Origin of the sequence: Paenibacillus hexagrammi, assembly GCF_021513275.1 — a bacterium.
GTDB classification, from domain to species: domain Bacteria; phylum Bacillota; class Bacilli; order Paenibacillales; family NBRC-103111; genus Paenibacillus_E; species Paenibacillus_E hexagrammi.
This window is the reverse complement of the sequence record NZ_CP090978.1, coordinates 3,493,704-3,516,773: the sequence shown is the minus strand read 5'-3', so window position 1 is coordinate 3,516,773 and position 23,070 is coordinate 3,493,704. Positions and strand designations below refer to the sequence as shown.

General features: G+C 47.7%; 22 protein-coding genes and 3 pseudogenes. 18 read left to right on the top strand and 7 right to left on the bottom strand.

Annotation, left to right across the window (positions count from 1 at the left end):
• The 15 genes and pseudogenes from L0M14_RS31915 to L0M14_RS16030 all read left to right on the top strand — a co-directional run bounded on the left by L0M14_RS31915 (position 1) and on the right by L0M14_RS16030 (position 12,787).
• Positions 1-827 (top strand): annotated as a pseudogene (locus tag L0M14_RS31915) (ABC transporter permease).
• An 84-nt stretch (positions 828-911) separates the two neighbouring features.
• A complete protein-coding gene (locus tag L0M14_RS16095) occupies positions 912-2,489 on the top strand; it encodes a bifunctional metallophosphatase/5'-nucleotidase (RefSeq protein ID WP_235117704.1) in 1,578 nt (525 codons plus the stop codon).
• A 17-nt stretch (positions 2,490-2,506) separates the two neighbouring features.
• The gene (locus L0M14_RS16090) at positions 2,507-2,782 is read left to right on the top strand and encodes an acyl carrier protein (protein ID WP_235117703.1); all 276 of its coding nucleotides are present in this window, start codon (positions 2,507-2,509) and stop codon (positions 2,780-2,782) included.
• 4 nt (positions 2,783-2,786) lie between these two features.
• Positions 2,787-2,909 (top strand): hypothetical protein, encoded by a 123-nt coding sequence (locus L0M14_RS31065; RefSeq protein WP_260115355.1) that lies wholly within the window; start codon positions 2,787-2,789, stop codon positions 2,907-2,909.
• Positions 2,885-3,825, top strand: a pseudogene (locus L0M14_RS16085) (class I adenylate-forming enzyme family protein). The gene L0M14_RS31065 and the pseudogene L0M14_RS16085 overlap by 25 nt, the downstream one beginning before the upstream one ends.
• Positions 3,819-4,253 (top strand): class I adenylate-forming enzyme family protein, encoded by a 435-nt coding sequence (locus L0M14_RS16075; RefSeq protein ID WP_235117700.1) that lies wholly within the window; start codon positions 3,819-3,821, stop codon positions 4,251-4,253. The pseudogene L0M14_RS16085 and the gene L0M14_RS16075 overlap by 7 nt, the downstream one beginning before the upstream one ends.
• Positions 4,254-4,283: 30 nt before the next feature.
• On the top strand, positions 4,284-4,574 hold the full coding sequence (locus L0M14_RS16070) for a hypothetical protein (RefSeq protein ID WP_235117699.1): 291 nt from the start codon (positions 4,284-4,286) through the stop codon (positions 4,572-4,574).
• Positions 4,555-4,866 (top strand): nucleotidyltransferase family protein, encoded by a 312-nt coding sequence (locus L0M14_RS16065; protein WP_235117698.1) that lies wholly within the window; start codon positions 4,555-4,557, stop codon positions 4,864-4,866. The genes L0M14_RS16070 and L0M14_RS16065 overlap by 20 nt, the downstream gene beginning before the upstream one ends.
• A gap of 22 nt (positions 4,867-4,888) precedes the next feature.
• The gene (locus tag L0M14_RS16060; protein WP_235117697.1) at positions 4,889-5,422 is read left to right on the top strand and encodes a nucleotidyltransferase family protein; all 534 of its coding nucleotides are present in this window, start codon (positions 4,889-4,891) and stop codon (positions 5,420-5,422) included.
• Positions 5,400-6,128 (top strand): deoxynucleoside kinase, encoded by a 729-nt coding sequence (locus L0M14_RS16055; RefSeq protein WP_235117696.1) that lies wholly within the window; start codon positions 5,400-5,402, stop codon positions 6,126-6,128. The genes L0M14_RS16060 and L0M14_RS16055 overlap by 23 nt, the downstream gene beginning before the upstream one ends.
• Positions 6,128-8,818, top strand: a complete 2,691-nt coding sequence (locus tag L0M14_RS16050) for a hypothetical protein (RefSeq protein ID WP_235117695.1) — start codon at positions 6,128-6,130, stop codon at positions 8,816-8,818. The genes L0M14_RS16055 and L0M14_RS16050 overlap by 1 nt, the downstream gene beginning before the upstream one ends.
• Positions 8,787-10,055: a type III PLP-dependent enzyme gene (locus L0M14_RS16045; RefSeq protein ID WP_235117694.1), complete on the top strand. Its 1,269-nt coding sequence runs from the start codon at positions 8,787-8,789 to the stop codon at positions 10,053-10,055. Before L0M14_RS16050 ends, L0M14_RS16045 begins: the two co-directional genes overlap by 32 nt.
• Before the next feature lie 20 nt (positions 10,056-10,075).
• Positions 10,076-10,846: a preATP grasp domain-containing protein gene (locus L0M14_RS16040; RefSeq protein ID WP_235117693.1), complete on the top strand. Its 771-nt coding sequence runs from the start codon at positions 10,076-10,078 to the stop codon at positions 10,844-10,846.
• Positions 10,847-10,893: 47 nt separating this feature from the next.
• Complete coding sequence (locus L0M14_RS16035; protein ID WP_235117692.1) at positions 10,894-11,364, top strand: peptide ligase PGM1-related protein; 471 nt, start codon at positions 10,894-10,896, stop codon at positions 11,362-11,364.
• Between the two features lie 262 nt (positions 11,365-11,626).
• Complete coding sequence (locus tag L0M14_RS16030) at positions 11,627-12,787, top strand: Gfo/Idh/MocA family protein (RefSeq protein WP_235117691.1); 1,161 nt, start codon at positions 11,627-11,629, stop codon at positions 12,785-12,787.
• Here L0M14_RS16030 and L0M14_RS16025 read toward each other — a convergent pair.
• Positions 12,784-13,677 (bottom strand): AraC family transcriptional regulator, encoded by an 894-nt coding sequence (locus L0M14_RS16025; protein ID WP_235117690.1) that lies wholly within the window; start codon positions 13,675-13,677, stop codon positions 12,784-12,786. The genes L0M14_RS16030 and L0M14_RS16025 overlap by 4 nt on opposite strands.
• A gap of 60 nt (positions 13,678-13,737) precedes the next feature.
• Positions 13,738-14,067: a DUF5658 family protein gene (locus tag L0M14_RS16020; protein ID WP_235117689.1), complete on the bottom strand. Its 330-nt coding sequence runs from the start codon at positions 14,065-14,067 to the stop codon at positions 13,738-13,740.
• Between the two features lie 399 nt (positions 14,068-14,466).
• On the opposite strand from L0M14_RS16020, the gene L0M14_RS16015 reads away from it, so the two are divergent.
• Positions 14,467-15,825, top strand: a complete 1,359-nt coding sequence (locus L0M14_RS16015) for an IS4 family transposase (RefSeq protein ID WP_235117563.1) — start codon at positions 14,467-14,469, stop codon at positions 15,823-15,825.
• A 26-nt stretch (positions 15,826-15,851) separates the two neighbouring features.
• Here L0M14_RS16015 and L0M14_RS16010 read toward each other — a convergent pair whose 3' ends face one another.
• Together L0M14_RS16010 and L0M14_RS16005 are read right to left on the bottom strand one after the other, a co-directional pair.
• A complete protein-coding gene (locus L0M14_RS16010; RefSeq protein WP_235117688.1) occupies positions 15,852-16,145 on the bottom strand; it encodes a DUF6509 family protein in 294 nt (97 codons plus the stop codon).
• Positions 16,123-18,117, bottom strand: coding sequence for an ATP-dependent DNA helicase (locus tag L0M14_RS16005; protein ID WP_235117687.1), 1,995 nt, complete (start codon positions 18,115-18,117; stop codon positions 16,123-16,125). The genes L0M14_RS16010 and L0M14_RS16005 overlap by 23 nt, the downstream gene beginning before the upstream one ends.
• A 155-nt stretch (positions 18,118-18,272) precedes the next feature.
• Between L0M14_RS16005 and L0M14_RS16000 the strand changes: the two genes are divergently transcribed.
• Entirely contained in the window at positions 18,273-19,259 is a 987-nt protein-coding gene (locus L0M14_RS16000; protein WP_235117686.1) for a Gfo/Idh/MocA family protein, read from the top strand.
• A gap of 89 nt (positions 19,260-19,348) precedes the next feature.
• On the opposite strand, the gene L0M14_RS15995 is transcribed toward L0M14_RS16000, so the two are convergent.
• Positions 19,349-19,825, bottom strand: a complete 477-nt coding sequence (locus tag L0M14_RS15995) for a metal-dependent hydrolase (protein ID WP_235117685.1) — start codon at positions 19,823-19,825, stop codon at positions 19,349-19,351.
• Between the two features lie 166 nt (positions 19,826-19,991).
• Between L0M14_RS15995 and glsA the strand changes: the two genes are divergently transcribed.
• Positions 19,992-20,930, top strand: a complete 939-nt coding sequence (gene glsA / locus L0M14_RS15990; RefSeq protein ID WP_235117684.1) for a glutaminase A — start codon at positions 19,992-19,994, stop codon at positions 20,928-20,930.
• Positions 20,931-20,990: 60 nt separating this feature from the next.
• Here the strand turns inward: glsA and L0M14_RS15985 are convergent.
• Positions 20,991-21,966, bottom strand: a pseudogene (locus L0M14_RS15985) (glycosyltransferase).
• Between the two features lie 44 nt (positions 21,967-22,010).
• Positions 22,011-22,961 (bottom strand): phosphotransferase family protein, encoded by a 951-nt coding sequence (locus tag L0M14_RS15980; RefSeq protein WP_235117683.1) that lies wholly within the window; start codon positions 22,959-22,961, stop codon positions 22,011-22,013.
• Positions 22,962-23,070 lie beyond the last annotated feature (109 nt).

Here is a 23,070-nt window from a genome sequence, read left to right as displayed (position 1 = left end):
ATGAAATATTCATGGCTGGAGCTGTCGTCCCTTTTCCTGAGATACACGAAGCTTACGCTCAAGACTACCTTGGAGTACAAGTTCGACAGAACCTTGATTACGGTTGCGATCTTTTGCCGAGAGATGATTAGTGTTGCTGTCATGTTCTTGATTTTACTGCGATTTCTGCACATTAAGGGATGGGAAATGAATGAGCTGATGTTCCTCTACAGCTTTCTGTTTCTCTCCTACAGTTTGTTTGTCTTTCTGTTTGCAGGGGTCCGCGACTTTGATTATATGGTTCATTCAGGCGAGTTTGATAGATTTTTAACCAGACCGCTTGGGCTCCTTTTTCAGATTATTGCTTCCCGTGTCGATTATCCGGCGACTCTGGGACACGGTATTGTTGGGATTGTCCTATTCGTCAATACGGCATTTGGAGTCGGCATTCACTGGACGTGGGCTAATATCTTGTTTTACATAACCGCACTATTGGGGGCGCCGTCATTCAAGCTTCCATTTTTACGCTTTCCGCCAGCTTCAGCTTTTGGTCGGTGAAGACGGAGAATTTGCGCAATCTCATCTTTTTTAACGGGAGAAGAATTGCCGGGTATCCGATCAGCTTCTATCCGGGACTTATTCAAAAGCTTCTAATTTTCTTCATTCCCTTCTCCTTTGTGAATTACTTTCCTGCTCAATTTTTTCTGCACAAGGAGGAGGCACAGCCTTTCTGGAGCGGCTACATGTATATGACGCCAATCGTAGGTGCAGGGATGTTTGTGCTGGTATACATCATCTGGTCGTACGGGGTTAAGCGATATACAAGCACCGGAAATTCTATGTACTAAAAAGACTATATTTCAAAATTTCAAAATCTGAAATTCCATGTTCTACCAAATTTCATCTACTCAAAAGGGGAAACCGGAATATTTATGAGGAAGTATACGAATCTCATTGTACTCGGTGTGTTACTTCTAGGCGGAGCCATATTTCTAACGGTGAAGACTGTTAATTTCAAGGATGTGCTGCTGGCGGTTGGCTACTATGACGATAAGATCAGCTTGATCAATACGGGGGATATGCACGGACATCTTGTCTATGATGAGGCAAACGGCGGATATTATACGCTGGATGAAGTCAATATCGAGATGGGAATGCCTTTGGTCAAAGGGATTGTCGACGACCTGCGCAAGAAGAATCCTCATTCCTTGCTTCTAGACAGCGGGGATATGTTCCACGGTACGAATGAAGCGAATATTGATGAAGCGAAGGGTGTAGTAGAAGCCGTAAATCTCATGGGCTATGACGCAATGGCTCTGGGTAATCACGATTTGGATTTCGGTTTTGAGCGGGCGCAGGAGATCAAGTCGCAGCTGAAGTTTCCTATGCTCTCGGCTAATACCTTGCGGGACGGTAAGCCGGCTTTTGAGGGATATCGTATTGTTCAAGTAGGAGATAAGCAAATCGGACTGTTTGGACTTACCGTTCCGGAAGCGCTTTCGAATATGAATGTGGACGATCCCAATGGTGTCCAGTTTGAGGACCCGGAAGTGACCGCTCGGCGAGTCGTTAAGGAACTGCAGGATAAGAACGTGGATGCCATCGTGCTGCTGTCGCATCTAGGCGACGACCTGGATAAGGAGCTAATCAAGCATGTGGATGGTATTAATTTTATCCTATGCGGCCATCACCACTGGCTGTACACCGATGTCGGAAAAATCAATGAAACTTATTTTGCCGAACCGGGCTCATACACCACGCATGTAGGTCTTGCTGATCTGTATTTCCGCAAAGGTAAGGTTGCGACAGTCGGCTGGAGTCTGCACCAATCGAAGGATAGGTCGAAGGAAGCACCGGCTGTAGTTGAGGTTGCGGAGAAGTACCATCAAATTGCTCTGGAAAAAGGCAAAGAAGTGGTCGGGAATTCCACCGTCCAGCTCAACGGGATACGCTCTCAGGTTCGTTCGAAAGAAACCAATTTAGCGGACTTGGTGACCGATGCCATGCGCCAGGAAGGAGAGGCGGATATTGCCCTTCTGAATGGAGGCGGGATTAGGGAGAGTGTTCCTAAGGGCGAGATTTCGCTATACAACGTAGGTAAACCACTTCCGTTCGTGAACTCGCTCATTGTAGTCGAGATGACAGGCGAGCGTGTGTATGAAGCGCTGGAACGCGGGCTCAGGGAATGGCCTAATGGTGCGAGTAATGGAGGATTCCTACAGGTATCCGGCATCGCCTATTCGATTGACGGCTCGAAGCCTGCTGGCAAGCGGTTAGTTGAAGTCACAATGGACGGGAAGCCATTAGACAAAAACAAGCTGTATAAGGTAGCGACAAACGATTATCTTGTGCATGGTGGAGACAACTACGAGGAATTCAAGGATGCCAAGTTGATTCGCCAGGGCGATTTGCTTCGTGATGTGCTCGCCTCCTATATCAAAAAGTCGGAGATATATCCATCCAAACGGATGGCAGAATCAAGATTATCAATGAACGTTATAAATAATTGAAAGGGAGATGAAGAACCATGAGTACAAATCTAAATCTGAATCTAGATGATCAAATTGTTGGGGCAATTCAAGAAATCGCTGTTGGCGTTGAAGCTGCAGCCATTACCGATGACAGACTATTAACGGAGCTCGGTATTGATTCCTTAAAATATGTGGAGCTGCTTGTACGTATTGAAGAGCTGTGTGAGATCACCTTTAATGAGTCCGATCTTGGCGTCGAATCACTACGCAGTGTAGGGGACTTGAAATCGCTGACAGCAAGGACCGCCGGCACCCCGGACGGGTTGCTATGAGCTTGTGGGAGTCGCTGGAATCAGCTATGCAGCTGCACAGGATCGTCCGGCTATGACACAGCCGGATGGTACGCTGCTCGGTATGGCGACCTGCTCCATATCGTGCAAGCGAAAGCGGAAAAGCTAAGCCGATTCATTCCCGCCGGCAGCCGGGTTGCCTTCATGGAGGAGCAGCCTGTACATGAAGCTGAGCTTGTGCTAGCGCTAATTCGGCTGCAAGTGACTGTAGTCCCCATCGCGCTGAAATACGGAGAGCAGCGGGCTTTGCAAATCCTCGAGCATACGCAGCCTGAGTTCTTGTACACCGGCAGCGCCTCGCTGATCTCTGAGGCTTGCTTGCAAGCTTGCATCCGCACAGGTACAACCATCATCGCTGATCAGACGATATGTCTGCATGGGAGCACATCATCGTTAACCTCCCGCCACACATCGGTTGGAACGATGCGTTCAAGTATGATTATGTATACATCGGGCAGCACCGGCAAACCGAAAGGCGCGGTACTCCCCTACGAAAGCATAGAAGCCAATATTCGGGATATTCAAACTTATTGGGACATTCATGAACAAGATCATCTGCTGATCCATCGGTCGCTCAGCCATGCGTCTGTGATGACGGGCGAACTTCTGCATGGTGTGATCAGCGGCTCTAGACTTACCTTTTATCAAGAGGTTTTTCTGCCCCGACGGATGCTCAGCTTCATGGAGAGGAGGGGATAACCGTATTCTGTACCACTCCTACGGTCATGCATCAGCTGGCGTTGGATAAATCATCGTACACGCTTCAGCAGCTGCGTCTCGTTGCCCTCATGGGCGAATATTTACATCTGACGGTTGCGCAGAGAATACAAGCCCGCTTTCCGCATACGGCTTGTTATATGAATTACGGACAGACGGAAGCTTCTCCGAGAATTACCTTTTTGCCTGCGGCTTACTTTACCGTGAAGGAAGGCTGCATTGGGCTGCCGCTGCCCAGCCTGGATGTGTGCATTGCAGGAGCTGATGGTGAGAATGTAAGAGACGGGGAGGTCGGTGAGCTTTGGTAAAGGGGCCGAGCATCTTCAGCGGCTATTGGGCGCAGCCGGAGCTGACAAGCGTCAAGCTTCAAGACGGCTGGCTGCACACCGGCGATATGGTATATCAAGGCGGCGACGGGCTCTTGTATATAGCAGGCAGGAAGGACGATATGATCATCCGTGGCGGAATGAATATTTATCCAGTTGAGATCGAGGATGTGCTGCTCCGGGATCCCAGAATCCGTGAAGCGGTTGTGTATGGTGTGCCGGACACGAAGTTCGGGCACAAGCTGATCATCACTGTAGTACCACAAGAAGACTGCTTGATCACGCCTTCGGATGTGCTGCAGCTGTGCAGAGAGCACTTAGCTTCGTACCAATATCCGGACGATATTCAGATTGTCGATGCTATGGAGCGTAATGCCACCGGTAAAACGTTGAGGAAGCGTGTTATCTAACATTCATTTTAATAAGGAGTGATTTCACTGATGAATAAAACCCTTGAGCAAGAGCTTGTATTGGAGCTGTCCCAATTTCGTAATCCAAATGCCAACCGGATCAAGGAGCTCGTCTCCGAGAAACTGGATTGGGCCGAGGTACTGGGACATCTCATCTATAATCGGACGGCGGGCATTGCGTATCACGTGCTGCGCCAGAGTGAAGCGCCTTTTTTTAACCGTGAATTCGAGTTCGGCCTCTTTCTGATCCACGAAATACAGCGGCAGCGCACGGAGTCGCATCGTATTCACATAACCCAGCTTGCCGAAGCTATGGAATAAAAGCGGTATTCCGCATGCATTCCTGAAAGGCTCGATTCTGGCTCATTCCATCTACCCGGCCGGTTGCCGCATCTCCAGCGATATTGATATCTTACTGCGGGCTGAAGATTTGACGGCTTGCGGACATGTTCTGAAGGAACTTGGGTTCATTCAAGGATTTTACGATGAAAATGAACGGATTGTTGTACCTGCTACCCGGAGGGAAATTCTGAATCATCGGATGAACTACGGCGAGGTCGTTCCTTACCGGAAGGCGGTTCAAGAACCGGGGGATCAACCTAATCGAAATTGATATTAATTTTTCATTGGACTGGATGGCACATGGAACGGAGAGAGCGGTGGACGCGTTCATCCGTCAAGCAGAGGAATATCCTTTTCAAGACGGCGTTTCCATCAGCTCGCTGCCCAAAGAGTATTTCCTGGCGCACCTCTGCGTGCATCTCTACAAGGAAGCAGCTGTGAAAACGTGGGTAGAATTTCAGCGTGACTTAGGACTCTACAAGTTCGTGGACATTTACGGCTTCTTGACCGATCCCCAGCTCCAACTGGATTGGGATACATTCATGGCTATTTTACAAGACAATCAAATTGTGAATGAAGCGTACTATGCACTTGAACATACCAGAGGATTCTTCCCTGTACTGAATCAATATCCAGCATTCATGCAGGCCCTGCAGCGTATAAAGCCGGACAATATTGCCTACCTGGAGCAAGTTGTAGATGCAGCAAATCCGGAAATCGTGTACCAATGGAACAAAGATTTAATCAGCCGTTTTTTTGATATGAAACGTTACAATTGCTTGGATAGATTAGCAGGCAATGCGAATGAAGTGTATGAGCTCTCCTGAATCATGGAACCGTGATCGCCAGAGAGGAGTCTTCATCGTATTTGAAGGTATTAGCGGTTCCGGCAAAAGCGAAGGCATCTCCTCTCTGCTTCGTTATGCGGCTGATTTGGACCCACAACCTGTTGTTACGGAGTGGAATTCGAATAGGTTCATTCGATGGATCGTGACGAGACTGGATCAGAAGCGTTGGCTGTCGCCTAATCTATACAGTCTGCTGCAGTGGATCAGTTTCGTAATCGATTACTGGAGAATCATCATGCCAGCATTATGGAAAGGGAGAACGGTTATAGCAGATCGCTACATGTATACCGGATTATGCCGCGATGAGGTGAATGGTTCAATCCAATGGCTGGGCGAATGGGTGGCAGGTTGGGTGCGTAAACCGGATAAGGTCGTTTACTTTCACACATCTCCGGTGATCTGCTTTACCCGTATTCAAAAGCGTGGAAAGACGTTGTTTTACCCCAAACGTAAATCAAGCGACGCTGCAAAGGATGATCTGACTTATCTCCAAAATATGCATACTGCATATATGAGTACTTTCTCGCGATATATATCCAAGGAGACCGAGCTTCAAATTGCCGAGAATGGAGAGAGCTATTACATGCATCAGCTGGCGGCTTATATGTTGACACACTCGGAAAGGCGCAGCCAAACAACGATCACGTTACCGTCAAATCCGAAGGAGAAGGCGAGGGAGATGTAATGGAACTTCAGGCGTATTTGGAAAAATTAGTAGCCATCACCCATTGTCCGATCACATTCAGCGGGGATGTGCCCAATGCGCTAAGCCGTTGGCTGATTAGGAGCATCAAGATCAATGAAGAAAGGCCGATGGGGACGCAGCCGTATTTGGATACGTCAGCTAGGCTGCTGATGTTCAATGAACTGGCGATCCTGGATAAGTCGGAGCTGGAGAACAACTGGCGGCAATACATTGCTGATATGGTCGATCGTTATCAAGAGGTGAACACACCCAAGGGACTCTTTACCGTGGGGCCGCATACATACATGTATGCGTTGAATACTGTGTATTGTGAGCAAGCCAGAGATGTTATGGTGAATGTCATTACCTTTCATCCGACTCCGCTTCGAATGTGGATCAATGGTGAGCTGGTTATAGCGGGGAATCATAAGTACTTGGTGAAGGATTACTTTTTCCTCTTCCGATTCCGAGAGGGCAGTAATACGGTGCTGATTGAGACGCCGTTATCCTTGGAAGTGCCTGTAGCCAATCAAGAAATCGTCGTCAAGCTAAACCCATTAGAGTCCTTAGTTGCAAATGGAAAGGAATTCTTGGACGATGATCTTCTCTCTTCCTACATGAACACCTACAGCGTGTTTCTGGAAAAAGCTATGTTGGAGACTGGCGAGACATTGCGATTTCTTGTTCTCCCGCGCTATGCCGGCGGGGAGCGTGAGCGGATCCGCGTGAGGCTTTCTACTGTGACCGGTGAATCGCTGCTTGATGAAGAATCCTGCACGTCAGAAGTGATCAGCACCCAGCTTCCGCCTGACTTCCAAGGGTTGCTGCGCATTCAGGCCGACTCTATAGGAAGTGAGGGGAAAGCAGGCAAGTCACATCTGTATGTTGGAGATATACTTCACGGAATGGAAAAGGCTCTTCAGCAGGCTTCACTCCGATCTGATCTGGATCCGGGAATTCCTGTGACTGTGAAAGAACTGATCGAGCTGCCACAGGCATTTCAAGCTCTCAACCAATATGTGCCTGCAGAAATGTATCAGACCATCTTCCCTGTTTTGGAGAGCTTCTTGCAGTACTTAGGTCAGCCTGAGCGAACTGTGAAGCAGGGATATCCGGATGTATTCGGATCCACCTTTACAGTCTATGAGCAGCAGCCGAATTCAGATCGGTTGTCTGCCTATACGGTGACGCTTCCTGAGCAATATCATCCCTCAAATACGTATCCGCTGGTTATTTATTTTCATGATGCGCAAGCCCGGTCGTTCCCCATGGACCTGCCATGGGCCAAACGAAGCTCCATCAGCGAGGCTATTATCGTGAACATGGTCGGAATCGGCAGGATGAATTACGTCGATGATGTGATGATTATGCAGCGGATTAGCAGGTTGCTGGAGACGTATCCGATCGACCGCAATCGGATACACCTCATTGGTTTTTGTACGGGAGGACCCAAAACGTATCGGATTGCCATGCAATCTCCCGATGTATTTGCGGGAATTGCCAGTCTGGTTGGAGACATGCGTCTTAGTATTAATGAGCCCGAGTACGATCGACTTGCGAACGTAAGCAATATGTCGGTTATGGGGATGCTTTGTACGGAGAATTGGTTCTTCAACAGCTCCCGTAAGCTTCACTTTCTAAAGCAGCTGCCCAAGGCCCGGGCGTATATGTTTCATGGCTTTATGCATAATGAGTTTAATTCACTGATGAATTCAAAAGCCATGCTCCGCATGCTGATCGAACATCAAAGGGATCCGTATCCGAAGGAAGTAAGCTTAAATCCGCTCGAACCATACTACAACAAGTCCTATTGGATCAAGCTGGAGGCTGCTGCCGATCTGCAGCAGAAATCTTATGTCAAAACCACCATTACAACGGCTTCGCAAATCGACATTCAGATGACCAATACGGCCAGTTTATGTCTCTTTCTTAGCAGGGAACATATGGCACTCCAGTCTCAGGTGAACATCAAGGTGAACGGTACAGATTTAGCCATACACTTACCTGACTACGCCAAAGTTCGAATTCTAGAGGAGAACGGCACTTACCGTACGCTCATTCGAAGCATGAGTGCATCTGATTTCGAGCGGGAATATAACGAGATTAGTGTGGACTATCGGGTACTCGGTATCAAACAAGCCTATCTACACGCATGCAAAGTAGTAAAGCCCGAAGGACCGCATATTACAAGGAGATGCTTAGCGAGCAAGCTTGCCTACTTGCTGCAAAATCCCATCAAGGACCGTTACATTTATTACAGGTACGAGTCCTGCACAGTAGAGGAGTTTGAACGAGTTCAAGTCGATTCATCGCAAAGCGCTTATGTCCTCATTTTGGATGCCGCTCACCTGAATGATTGGCAGCGTCAGCTCCTCTCCAGACTCAATATCCAATTGGATGAGCAGCAGCTTATTTATCGTAAGCAAACCTATCAAGGTACATGCTTTGCTTTTATTCTCTGTCAACATCCCGAGAGCCCGGATACCCCGCTGCTGCTCGTCCTTTATAATGACCCGCAAGTTGAAAGTGAGATGATTGGCTTCATGAACAGCTTCGACACCAATCCGATCTTTTATAACGATGCTGTTGTGTACCATGAAGGTCAGTATCACGGCTTTCGAGATTGGCCCGCAGTTTTGACAATGGAGGAATGGGAAGATGAATCAACCTTTGTGGGACAGCATCGCTAACACGTTTGGAACTCCCGCGTACGTATATGACGGCGAATGCATGGTCAGACAGTTTGCGTTGTTGAAAGACTGTTTACCGGAGTCCTTTGACATATTTTTCTCTGTAAAATCCAATCCGCTCTTAGGCATATGCGAGCTGCTTAAGCAGCAAGGAGCTTGTGTGGAGGTAGCCTCCGCAGGCGAATTGTATCTGGCGCTTCAAGCTGGATTTCCGCCGCAGGATATCATCTTCACGTCCCCGGGGAAAAGCCAGGAGGATCTGGAGTATGCTCTGAATACCGGCATTTTCAGTATCAATGTGGAATCCTTGCGGGAGCTGTACCTGATTCATCAGCTCGCAGCTAAGCGAGGGCAAATCGCCCACGTCTCTCTTCGAATCAATCCCTCCTTTCAGCATAACGGAGCAGGTCTCAAGATGAGCGGCGTTCCTTCCCAATTCGGTATCGATCAAGATCAACTTGGTGGCGTGTTTGAGGAACTTGAAGACATGCCCTACATTCACTTGAGGGGAATTCATGTTTTTTTCGGCAGTCAAATACTGGATAGCGGTCATCTCTTACGTAATGTGCAGTCGATTTTGGAGCTGGCTGTGCAGCTTATGGATACGAATCGCATGGAATTTGATTTTATCGATATCGGAGGCGGCTTCGGCGTTCCTTACTTTAAAGGAGAGACGGAGCTGCAGACAGACGTGCTGAAGAGTGGACTTATGGAAATTTGGAAAGGTTACAGCGAGCGGCTTTCAGGCGTGCGGGTCGGGGTGGAAAGCGGTCGCTTCCTGCTAGCGGAGGCTGGCTCCTTTCTTACGAAGGTGTTATATGTCAAAGAGAGCAAGGGAGCTACTTACTATGTTTGCGACGGTGGCTCCAATCATCATGCGTCCAGCGCGTTCCTCGGTCGGTACGTCCGTAACAATTTCCCCATGCACTTGCCCGGCATGAAGGGGGAGCTCTCTGAGGTTCATGTCGTTGGCTCTCTATGCACACCTACGGATGTGCTGGGACAGAAGGTTATGCTGCCTAAAGCTGAGCCCGGGGATTTGCTCGTTATCGAAAAGTCAGGTGCATACGGCTTAACACACAGCCCCGTTCTGTTCCTGAGCCACGCACTGCCTCCAGAAATCCTCGTCTATGAGGGTGAACTGATAGTCCTTCGGGAACGAGGCCAGAATTCTGATGTACTTAGAGGCCAGCATTCACTGCACAGCATTAAGCTTGCGGAAGCTAGAGGAAGCTAGAGGAAGGGGAGGATCATGAGATGGCAGTCCCGTTTCATTTGATCGATTATTTAGGCAAAAAGCGGCAGGACGGCGTGATCGTATGGCTGATGAATATCGGCGTTGAGAAGTACTGGAATCGGCTTTCTCCCGGCATTGTGGATCGCAATGAAGAACGGATTGTCAATCGGGTCGAAGAGATGAACCTTCTACTGTGCAGAGAGCAGGACATTCTCATCCTTCGACATCAGCCTGACCCGGCATTTCTGGCCCAACTGAAGAGCTGGGGCTTTTCCATCCCGACGATTTTGACCCCTCGATGGGTGGATGCGCACACCCCGATCTCCGAGCTTGTTCTCGGAGATGAAGACTTACTTCAACAATTAACTCTCATGGCACACGAACGGGAAGATATATTTTTCGTCCCATACGGAGTATCGAGTCTGGAGGAGCAAATTGCATCGAGATGCGGCTTAACGCTGATTGGTGCGCCATCCTCACTCCAAGCGGTCATAAATGATAAAGTGTTCAATCGGCAAATCGCGCAGCAATTGCAAATGGACATCAGCGAGGGCTACATTTGTGAACATGTTGAACAAATCAAGGAAGCATGCCATACTCTCTTATCCGAAGGTTCCGGATTCAGCAAAGTCATTATTAAAGAACCGCATGGAGCCTCCGGCAAAGGTCTCTATCTGATTGATGACCCTTCACGGCTAACGCCGCTGTTGGCACGGTTTACCCGTACTGCCCGAACAAACTCCGACGCCAAATGGCTGGTTGAAGGCTGGTATGAAAAAAGGCGGATTTGAATTATCAAATCTATATTTCTCCGCAAGGCGATGTGGAGCTGTTCTCCATGAAACAGCAAATCCTCCGGGATACGGTTTATATCGGTTCGAAGCTCCCGGTCGATATCGATGCTAGCACCTTGAATGCTTATCAGCAGTATGCTGAGCAAATCGGAGGACATTTGTATCAACTCGGCTATACGGGGGTAGCTGGCATTGACACGATGATTACGATGGATGATACGATCATCCCCATCATTGAAATCAACGGTCGATTTACACTGTCCACCTATATCTCTTTCCTGGAGCGGGTACTCGGCCAGGTCAACGTCTTCTCCCGATATTTCAAGTGGTCATCTTCCGAGGCATACGATTTTACCAGAGTCTGCCGGATATTGGAGCGAGAAGGTATGCTCTACGATTCTGACAAACGGGAAGGAATTCTCGTGTATACAGCCGGAACACTGCCCGTCCAGCTGGATGAAGGGGGGCGGCATACTCGGCAGATTGTTCGTGCTGCTCATTTCACCGGTGCTTGAACGAATCGAAAGCTATAACTCCCGGTTAGAACAGCTGATGGAATCACTGAATCTTCAAACTGCGACCATGGCGACTTAACGATTGCGCCAACAACAGCTTTTCCTGTTCCGATACGGATCATGGAGGAGCTGTTTCTTTTTATTGTATACAACCGCAATGCAGCGTTATTTTTACACAATACTGACAATACCGAATGAACCTCATTCTTGTTACTCTGTTCATATGAAATTCGATCTACATACAGTCAGGGAGGGTTCATACGTGTTAAAAGTTGCCATAATCGGTTCGGGAGCCATATCTACGGCTCATATTGAAGCTTATCTGCAATTTCAGGAGCGCTGCCAGATCGTTGCGATCAGTGATATTTATGTAGACAAAGCGCAAGCCCGCATTGATCAATTTCAATTGAACGCTCGGGCGGTAAAGGAATACAAGGAGCTGCTCGATGAAGATATTGATGTGATTTCCATCTGTACACCGCCATATACGCATGCTCCGTTAACGGTTGCCTGTCTTGAAGCGGGCAAACATGTCATCGTGGAGAAGCCAATGGCCTCCTCTCTTGAAGAATGCGACCAAATGAATGCAGCCGCTGAACGAAGCGGTAAAATCCTTTCTATCGTTGCGCAAAACCGCTTCAAGACACCCATGATGAAGCTGAAGTCGGTGCTGGACAGCGGACTCATGGGGAATATCGTTCATGCACAGGTAGATTCTTTCTGGTGGCGAGGTCACAGCTACTATGATTTGTGGTGGCGGGGAACTTGGGAAAAAGAAGGCGGAGGCTGCACATTAAACCACGCAGTCCATCACATCGACGCCCTGCTTTGGATGATGGGACGTCCTAGGGAGATTCAGGCGTTCATGTCGAACGTTTCACATGATAATGCAGAGGTAGAGGATCTCTCGATCGGCCTTCTGCGCTATGAGAACGGCGCGTTAGGGCAAGTAACGAGCTCGGTGGTCCATCATGGGGAAGAGCAGCAGCTCATTTTCCAAGGCTCGCAGGCCCGGGTTTCCGTTCCGTGGAACCTGAAAGCCTCCAGTGCGAAGCAGAATGGCTTCCCTGAGCCCAATCCGGCGCTTGAAGAGGAGATTCAAACCTTCTATGACACGCTGCCTGAAGTCCGATATGAAGGGCATACCGGACAAATCGACAATGTGCTTACGGCTATTGAGACTGGCGCTCCTGTTCTTATTGATGGTGTAAGCGGAAGGCAGACTCTTGAATTCATCATTGGAATTTACAAGTCCGCCAGCACTGGAGAACTTGTCCGGTTTCCGCTTGGTCCGGAAGATCCCTTCTATACAAGAAGCGGTATCCAAGAGAAGGCGACCCATTTTTACGAGAAAAGCAGCTCTGTTGAAAATTTTCAAGATGTGAGCATTACGACCGGAAGCAATTATCGCACGCAAGGTTAACGGTAGGCTCGCAGATTTTTTCGAAATTGATGGGGCGTGACGCCCATATGGCTTTTGAACAATTTACAGAAGTAGGAACTGTTCGTAATCCCGACTTCTTCACCAATCTGGGAGATGGATTGCTCACTCGAGCTTAATAGAAGCATCGCCTCACGCATGCGCCTGGCTGCGATATAGTCGGTGATACTGCTGCCCGTACACTCTTTGAATAAATGAGAGAGATGGTAGGGGGACAAATGCAGGTCGGCCGACATTTGCTCCAGGCGCAGCGGTTCTTTATAGTGGGTGTCCAGCCATTTCAAAATGCGTTCCGCCTGATGGGACTGGCGTGTCTCGGAAGGCTCCGAAGGGGAGTCGTCTTGCTCCCACAGTGATTTGAACACCCGGAAAAAGGAAACCAGAAACAGGGAGAACTCCTCGAAATAATCTTTTTTTGATAGCTGAGGTATGTGATGGTACATGGTTGTAAACAACTGCTCCAGCTCTATCGATTCTTGCATCATATATCTGCACGCATGCGGCAGCTTACTGGTATGGATATGTTTAAAAAAGGCATGCATCGCAGGCCATTTGTCAAAGTAAGCTTCGAATAAAGAAGGCTCGAAATGCACGATCGACCGGACAAACGGCGTCTCGTCGGTGAGTTCTACTTGGATGTGATGGAGTTGAAAAGGCTGAAAGATGCCGATTAATCCCGCACGCAGCTCGTAGCTCTTTTGATCCACAATTAAGGTTCCTTTGCCCTGATGAACGAATAAAATTTCTATGCCTTGATGAGCATGAAACGTCCCCCGGTACTTCTCACTGGAGGTGCTTGTATGGGTATTGGTTCGCCTGTATACAAAATAAAGCGGCATCTTATGGAGCTCGGTTGGAAGGATGTAAGTCACAGTCTGCACTCTCCATGCATTCAGGTTCATACCTTTATTGTAAGGGAAGCGGAGAGTTACTTACAAATAGCCTTGGATGCAGCAAAAAACGATCCATGCGACATGATAAACATTCACAGCGAGATACAGCCAGAACGTCATGGATAAGCTCACGTCGAACCATCGGCGCTCACGTACATAAGGGAATAGCAAGGCTAACAGCAGGGGAAATAACAGCTTGTACGCATAGTAGCCGGTTACATTCCAGTTGTATACATGTCGAATAAGAGGGTTAAGCTCCTCCACAAGCTGCAGGCGGATCCCCATATGGGTGCATGCGGCATCGGTGAAACTGAATACTAGCAGCCAAAATATTCTTCGGTCTAGCGAAAAACGTAAGACACTGTTCATGCCAGCCCCCCTTCCCACTTCAATGATACAAAATGTATCAAAAATAAGCAACAAGGTCATGAAATTGAAGGAGGTCACATGAAGCGGACGGGCCAAGGGGAATCCAACCGATATCCGTAAATGTCAGCAGCGGCAGGCTAAAACTTTATTTTCAGTGTTGCCCGCCGCCGCCTCTTCTAATGGATTAGTCTAACGCTTATTCTCAACAAACAGCATCATCGCATACATTTATGCGTTAACATCTCAACTTTCGCACCTAATAAATCAGCGTAAGTCCAGGTGCGTACTGGATTTGTGATCGATAAGATACCCTGCTTGAAAATAGAAAAACACCGCTTCCTTTGGTAAAGTGAGAGTGTCGAAGTCACACTACTACCACACAGAAGAGGTGTCCTCTATATGATAGAGCAAAAGCTATCCATTGATCAACTGCCAGCAGAAATTAAGTTGGCTTTCCAGGAACTGAAGGTCATTAAACACTTGAATGACGCTGGCTTCAAAAAGAAGTTCGGCTTCACCTGTGCGACCTTGTTCCGAATCATATTTGTACTGTTGTTTCAGCAGAAAAATTGGTTTCGTCTGCTCGAAAGCCCTCAGGGCACAAATTATCCTGGGAAAGATGCGGTCTATCGTTTTCTCAATCACAGTGGATATGCTTGGCGACGCTTTTTAACACTACTAAGCCATGAGACCGTTCATCGCATGGAGCACCTTACCTCTGACAAGCGCGAAACGGCATTCATCTTCGATGATTCAATGTTTGAACGTAACCGAAGCAAGGCTGTCGAGATGCTCGCACGCTTTAAAGATCATGCCACAGGAGCGTACTATAAGGGTTTCCGCATGCTAACCATGGGATGGACAGATGGACATTCCTTCGTTCCAATTGACTTCGCGCTTCTCAGTTCGAACAACTCCAGCATCAATGGGATCGCCGACGGTATCGATAAACGCTCGTCAGGTTACAAGCGTCGGAAAGAAGCGCTGCAAAGTGCTCCAGATAACATCGCCGCTATGCTGGATCGCGCTATGGCTGCCGGTCTTTCCGCGTCCTATGTGCTCATGGATAGCTGGTTTACTCACGCGCCACTGATTCAAGAGATGCGTAATCGCGAATTACACGTCATTGGCATGGTGAAAAACGATAGAAAGCGATATCTAGTAGATGGGCATCGCATTTGCCTGAATTCACTATATTCACTTGCGGCTCGCATCGAGGGAAAGAACCGGCACATCCTTCGGCAGATTCGGACGGAGCTAGCTCCAGGGATCCCCGTCATGGTTGTGTTCGTCCGTCATCGATCCAAGAAGAAGGAATGGCTAGCTATCCTCTCTACCGATCTTACGTTATCTGCTTCAGACATCATTCGGATTTACAGAATGCGTTGGGAAATAGAAGTCTTCTTTAAGTGCGCCAAATCCTTGCTGCGCCTGCAGAAGGAGTTTCAAGGACGCTCTTACGATCTGCTTATTAGCCATACAACGATCGTATTCGCGCGCTATATCTTACTGGCTTGGCAGCATCGCCAAAGCACGGATCAGCGGACAATTGGCGGTCTGTTCTATTTGTTGTGTGACGAAGTTGGCACGATTGACTGGGTCGTTGCACTTCAACAACTGGTCGAACTGATGAACGAAGTTGCCACAAAAGTTGGGAAGAGAATCTCAAAACTGATCCATCGTCAACTCCACGATTGGATAGCCGGTTTGCCTAGCTACATCAAGGTTTATTTGCCAATTTCAAGCTGCGAAAGTTGAGTTAACATGCTTTTGGCTTAAGCTTTTTATTCAGCTTCCATATAATGTTCCTTGCAAAAGCTTTCTACGATCGCAGCCTCATCGTCTTCCAACTCAAAATCCAGCAGTAGCTCCGTGCTTTTCTCGAAAATTTCATGCTTGACGAGCGCCTGCTTTTCGTCCTCGACACTGTAAATGGCTCTGACATACAAGCCGTTCTCAGTGTATAGCTCGTCCTCCTCTGGCACGTCAATGTCCAACAGGAACTCGTACCGTTTTCCTTTCAAAATACCAAATGGATCTTTGACGAATTCTACACTAAATCCCGTAATGGTTAACATCGACATGTTCCTTTCTTTCCGCTTCTAAGCTTTCTTGTAAAGTCACGCCTTTCGGCAGAGCAGCCTCAACATGTTCACGCAGTGGTTTCATTTCCTGGAGCTCTCTGCTGAGTATCGCGATAAAGCCGCAGTCATCGCTTTTTCGAATCAGACGTCCAATTCCCTGTCTCAATCGCAGCAGCATATAGGGCAGATCCACTTCTTCAAAAGGGGCTTCCGAAGCTTGGCGCTTAGCTGTAAAGACCGGATCGTTAGGAGGAAACGGCAGTGACCAGATAATCACACTCGACAATGAAGGACCTGGTACATCCAATCCCTCCCACAAGCTTACGGCGCACAGACAGCTAGCTTCATCATGCTGAAATTCAGCAATCAAGTGACTGATTTCTTGGTCCCCTTCGAACAGGAAACGCATTTGCGAGCACTCTTGATAAAAGGCGATCTCCCTTTTGAAGCTATTCAGGTCTTCTTTGGTTTGGAATAGCAGCAGCGTTCTGCCTCCGGTACGTTCTAGTAAACTCACAGCTGCTTTCATTTTTTCCGAAAAGGTTGCGCTGTAAGCCCATTTTGGAGCGAGAACGCTCATTTGCTGCTCATAATCGTAAGGTGATTCGACCGAGAAGGATAAATAATCGGACACGCCAAGGCTGTCCACCACGAAATTGAATGAGCCTTCCACCGATAAGGTGGCAGATGAGAATACGATGGGCATTCGGGCAGAGAAGACGCGCTCCTTCAGTACCTCTTTGACTGTCCTTGGCATAATCACGAGCGTCATCCCGTTCCGGCTTTCCGTCGCCCAGCAAATCAGGGTCTCCTTCTCGCGGAATAGCTGCAGCGCTTTCTGCATCATCTCCAGGTGCTCTTCCACGATTCGAAGCTGGTACTCGTTTAACGTGTACAGCTCGCTCTCAAATACGAGCTCTTCCTCAATGGCGGTAAGAATTCTGCAGAGCTCATCGATTGCTTGTATGAATACCTCATTCAATTCGATCTCCATAAGCTCAGAGCCGGGTACCGATTTCGTCTGACGCTCCAGAACTTGGAACATATACTCGCTCTGATCCACGGCTTCGTCAATGAGCACGGCTAGAGACTCCCGGATTTCGCCCTTCAACAGCCGCGTAATCAGTTCTTCAAACACGTTGTGCTGGATTCGGTAAGTCAGCGCTTTTTGAGCCGCGGATTCCAGCAAATGGCCTTCATCGAACACGACGGCGCAGTGCTCAGGCAGCAGCGGAAGCTGGCCTTCGCGTTTGCGTCCCTCGTAAGTCCAGACATGCTCCATGTAGAAGTCATGAGAGCAGATGATGAGATCCGCCGAGCGGCGATAGTGATCTCTTGAGAGTGTTTGCCCGCAGCGGTGCCGCTTCTCACAGACAAAGCAGTCCTGAAAACTGTCCCAGCCTATGCGGTTCCACTGCTCGTCGTTCATGTGCGGATAATCCTTCCGATCACCGTAGGCGTGAAAAGACTGCAGCGCTTCATGGGTATGTATGAAGTCTGGAAGGCTCTCGTAGAGATCACGATAGAGATCGACATCTTCATAGCCGAACCTGGCGCTGTCCAGCTTTTGCAGACATACATATTGGTCGGGAGATTTTCCAAGTCTAGCGTCGATGTGCAGCTGAAGATGTTTAGATATTTTGGCGATATCTCCTTCGGGCTTGACAAGTTGCTCAATGAGAGATTCATCGGCACAGGCAATGACCGCAGGCTTCTTCATATATCTGGCATAACAGATCGCATACAGCAAGTAGACAAGCGTCTTACCTGTACCGACGCCGGCTTCAGCGAAAATCGGTTTTTTCTCGGCAAATGCCCGTTCTAGTTGATAGGCCATATAGATTTGTTCGTCGCGGATTTCAAACCCGGCTTCTGGCAGAATATCGTAAAAAACATCCGCAACCCATTCACCGACCTGCTGAATGAAGGGTCTGGAATGATCAAAGGCAAAAGGATACCGTTCCACGCTAAATAAGCCTCCAAGTCAAAAGTAAGAATGCCATATTATCACATGTGCGCTTCTTAAAGTAAAGCAGGAACTAAAGCAGATCGTGTATGGAAACACGCCTGCTGCGTGATATAGTAGAAACAAGACGAATTCAAGTACATAAAGGAGCCACTATGATTCGATTTGGAGTAATTGGAACCAACTGGATTACTGAGGAATTTATTCAATCGGCAAGCGAAACGGGACAGTTCGAGTTATGTGCTGTCTATTCCCGAACGGAGGATAAAGCAAAGGAATTTGCAGGGAAATTTCATATTACTTATACCTACACGGATCTTCAAGCATTTGCACAATCTGATGAATTTGATGCCGTGTACATTGCAAGTCCGAATTCCATGCATGCGGAGCAATCGATTCTTTGTATGAATCATGGCAAGCATGTGCTTTGCGAAAAACCTGCCGCTTCGAATGCAGCTGAGCTGCAAGCAGTTATAGAAGCAGCTAAGAGCAACCAGGTCGTATTCATGGAGGCGCTCAAGTCCACACTTCTGCCTAACTTTCGGGTTATTCAAGATCATCTGCATAAGTTAGGCCCGATTCGCCGCTACTTTGCAAGCTATTGCCAATATTCCTCTCGTTATGATGCTTATAAGCAGGGGAATGTGCTCAATGCTTTTAAACCGGAATTGTCGAACGGATCGCTAATGGATCTAGGGGTCTACTGCCTATATCCGCTTGCTGTTCTGTTCGGTAAGCCTGAACGGCTTCAGGCTCACGCATTTATGCTGGAGTCAGGGGTGGATGGTCAAGGCAGCCTGCTGCTAAGCTACCCGAATATGGATGCAGTTGTCATGCATTCCAAGATTAGCAGTTCGTATCTGCCCGCTGAAATACACGGTGAAGCAGGCACGATGATCATCGATAGTATTAATATCCCTTCACAGGTGGAAATACACTACCGCGGCGGTGAAGTGGAGAAGCTCACGCAGCCTCAGTCGGATAAAAGCATGATGTATGAAGCAGCCGAATTCATTCGTTTGATTAAAGAAGGACAGCAAGAATCCTCCGTCAATTCCCATGCAGCTTCGTTATTGACAGCACAGCTGCTAGAAGAAGCGCGCAAGCAGATTGGTCTTGTATTCCCGGCTGATCAAAAGTGAAATGAGCGCAACGAAAGCCTGCCCAGATCGACAGAATATGTCAGAGCTGGCAGGCTTATTTATTTCCTTCACTTTCCATTCATGCTCTTCTAACATAAAGCGAATATGGTAAAGCTAGTAGAAAATTCTTCGAATAAAGCATGGAAAGGAATCCAGATACTTAAACCCAATAGAATCCATTGGAACAAAGTCTCCAACCATGAACCTGTATCGATCGCTGCAAACTTGGGAAGCACACGGACATGGAATCTTAACGGCCACCAGAGCTGTACGCCTTTCTCATTGAACATGTCAATGAGTGGATGTGAGAAATAAGCGGCAATCAGTACCTGATGGTATAAAGGAGGCAACGCTGCGGTAGCTAGCGTTAGTATCAGAACAAAAATAAGAGAATGAGTGAGTGCGCGGTGCTTTACGTGCAATAGCTTCAGCAGAGCAGATACCGGAAACAACACCTTAGCCATCGTAGAACCCTGCTTATCCACATCAGCAAGTGTGCCTGCCACACATCCTAGTAAGACCGCACCTCCAGCCTGCCATGACAGGATCGGTATGTCCTTTGACACAATGACGAGCTCGGCTGCTAATAGGCCCGCAATACTATGGGTTTTCTGTAAAATAATTGATCACTCCTTCATGATGTATACATCAATTGTAAAACAAAACATATGTTCTTACAAAGCCTAATGAATATGACCTATGTAAACGAATCGAGAGGAGGGAATTGAGCCCATGAAGATGGATGTTCAAATATTAAAGGATTATTTGCCGCACGCGGTAAAGGAAAGCAGACCTTTTGCGGCAAAAGGAGAGGTAGCAGCCTATATTCCCGAGCTGTCCAAAGCTCCTAAAGAGGCACTTGGCATTTGTATGATGGATAAAAGCGGTGTGTGTACTTCGGAAGGCGATACGGGATTAACATTTACGCTGCAAAGTATTTCAAAAGTTTTTACTTTAATTCTGGCGTTAATGGATAACGGGGAAGAGGTTGTGTTTTCCAAGGTAGGCAAGGAGCCGAGCGGAGACGATTTTAACTCCATGCTGAAGCTTGAGCTTGTAGAACCCGGTATCCCGTTCAATCCTCTAATTAACGCGGGAGCTATAGCGATATCCTCACTGATTCAGGGGAAAAGCCCACAAGATAAATCCAACCGGATTCTAACGTTTTTTCGCGAGATCGCAGGCAGTGATAAGATAGACATCAATTTAGGTGTATATCGCTCTGAATCGGCTTCGGCTCACAGAAACCGGTCTCTTGCCTATTTTTTAAAGGATAATGGTGTATTAACGGGTGACGTAGAGGAGGTCCTTGATGTATACTTTCGGCACTGCTCTATTGAAGTCACTTGTTCCGATATTGCCAGAATGGCGCTTTTGTTAGCTTGTGACGGAACGGACCCTGTAAGCGGCAAGGAATGGATTCCTCGAAGATACGTACAGATTGCTAAGACATTCATGGTGACATGCGGCATGTACAATGCATCAGGAGAGTTTGCCATTTGTGTTGGGCTGCCAGCCAAAAGCGGCGTATCCGGCGGCATTCTTACCATGGTACCGGGGCATTATGGAATTGGGGTCATCGGTCCGGCGCTGAATAGTAAAGGAAATAGCTTGGCAGGTGTGCACTTGTTAGAGCTTTTGTCACAAAAGTTCGACTGGAGCATGTTTTAACCATGCAAAAAAGCAGCGTGCCCCGGCATGCTGCTTTATCTATACGGGGATAGCTCTCCATTAACTGAGCCACGTTTCGAAAAACCGCTGATACCCTTTTTTCATGACGGTACTCGAGAAACTTTCGAATGCGTAATCCCTGTTTTCTTGAGAAACTTTGCGCGGCGAGCCTAGAGCCATATTGACTAGCTCAAACCAATTCTTCTCATTGCCGGCAAAAGAATGCTGCGAGCTGATGTGATTGTAGCAAGGATGCTCCGGCTTGACGACGATTTTGCCCATTGCAAGCGCTTCGGTTAACGGCATAGCAAAAGTGTCGAATTTGGAGCAGCTCCAGTATACCTTAGCTGAATTCATCAGCGTAAAAATCTCATCCTGACTCAAAGCGAAGCGGAGCTGCACATTTGCAGGTATCTGATACTTTTTCATGCTCTCCTTATAACGTTCACCACCAAAAACCATGAACACTTCCGTCTGCGGGTTGCGTCTTGCATACTCAATCACGAGGTCCGGACGTCTGTTTTCCTCATCTCTCCCGATCCACAGCAGGCGGTTATCAACGACTTGAGCAGGATCGAAGTGCTTATTCGCCAACGACTCATTAAACCCAATCGGGATGACAGTAACATCATTCACACCAAAGTTACGGCCAAGCTCACTCTTTAGGAATTCCGTTTGAACAATAGCCTTATCAACCATTTGGTAAAAGGCTTCATCATTTCGTAACCGGTCAGTGCGGGATCTGAAAGCTGTGAGGAAACAGAACACTGTTTTTAATAAACATTTTCAAATAAGTAAAGCCCGAAACCGTATAAATCACATGTTCAATATGATGGGCATATAGTTGATCGAGAACGATGTCGTAATTGACCAGGTCACCTTTTTCATGCTCGTAGCCGGGGAGCCAGTCATATCCGCTGACGTGACGCTCGGGAGAGATAAACACGATCTCCACGCCAAGTTCTTGTCCGATTTGTTTAAGCCTTTCTGCAAAGACACGAGGACCTTGAGCCTCTGTAAATTGAATTTTCCTCATAACTAATCCGACTTTTTCAAAAATAACGCCTGCCTTTACCAAATTTATAATGCTGCCGCGCACTCCATTAACGTTCGCATCGTTTCTTGAAACTGCTGCTCCAGCGCTACTTTCGGCCATTTATCCGTGTTGCTGATGAGATCGTTCTTGATCAATAACAGCATCCATAAGGAAAATATCGATGCGATCGTTATGTACTCCTGCCAAAATGCCTGCCGATCAAGTCTCTTCCCCGTAAAGCTCTGCACATGATCTATATAAACGTCTATGGCCTCTTTGCGAAAAGGTGCGGAGGAATGGCGTGCCCAAGTAGGATGGGATATATCCAACGCATGAAAAAGATCCCAGAAGCGGGTGTTCACATGAGTATGCTCCCAATCCAGCACAACAACTCTATCTGCTTGTCTAGCAAAGTTACCTGCATGCAGATCACCGTGGCACAGGACCATTTCATCGCTCTCGGCATACCGCTTCATTGCAGAAATTACGATGTTGATGGAAGGGGCGGCATAAGGTAGCTGATCGATCAGTAGCTCGATGTCTTTTTGCTTTGCCGTCAATAGCTCTTCTTTCATCTTTGAAACTGAGGGCTTAGGTCCCGCCAAAGGTGCATGGTTCAAGGATTCTGTTGGCGTCGCGTGCCACTTGGCTATCGCTGTAACTATGCTTAATATCGTTTCGCGATCATGCGTGTGATCCAATACGCCTAGATCTTCCATGATGATCCAATATCGATCAGGGTCTGAATCAGAAGAGGAAGCCAGGATTTTAGGGTACACTTGTGGAAGACTCGGCATAATATGCTCGAACACCCACATTTCTGAACCCATACGGTCTACATTCGTTAACGGTTTGAAAATATAGCTTTGTGATTCATTCACATAAAACCGCTCTACAAATTTCCCATTGTTCCCTTTGTATAGCAATTCTTGCTTCGAAATTTTGGAGGGGTTTAGCCTCCCGTCGGGAAGAACGTAGGTATGCAAATTTAACATAGGCGATATCTCCGAAATACTTTTTAACAAATAGTATCATAATTGCCGTTCATACGTATATGTACGCAACACTTGAAAAAGCTATATGACTTCGCTGACATACTGAAGG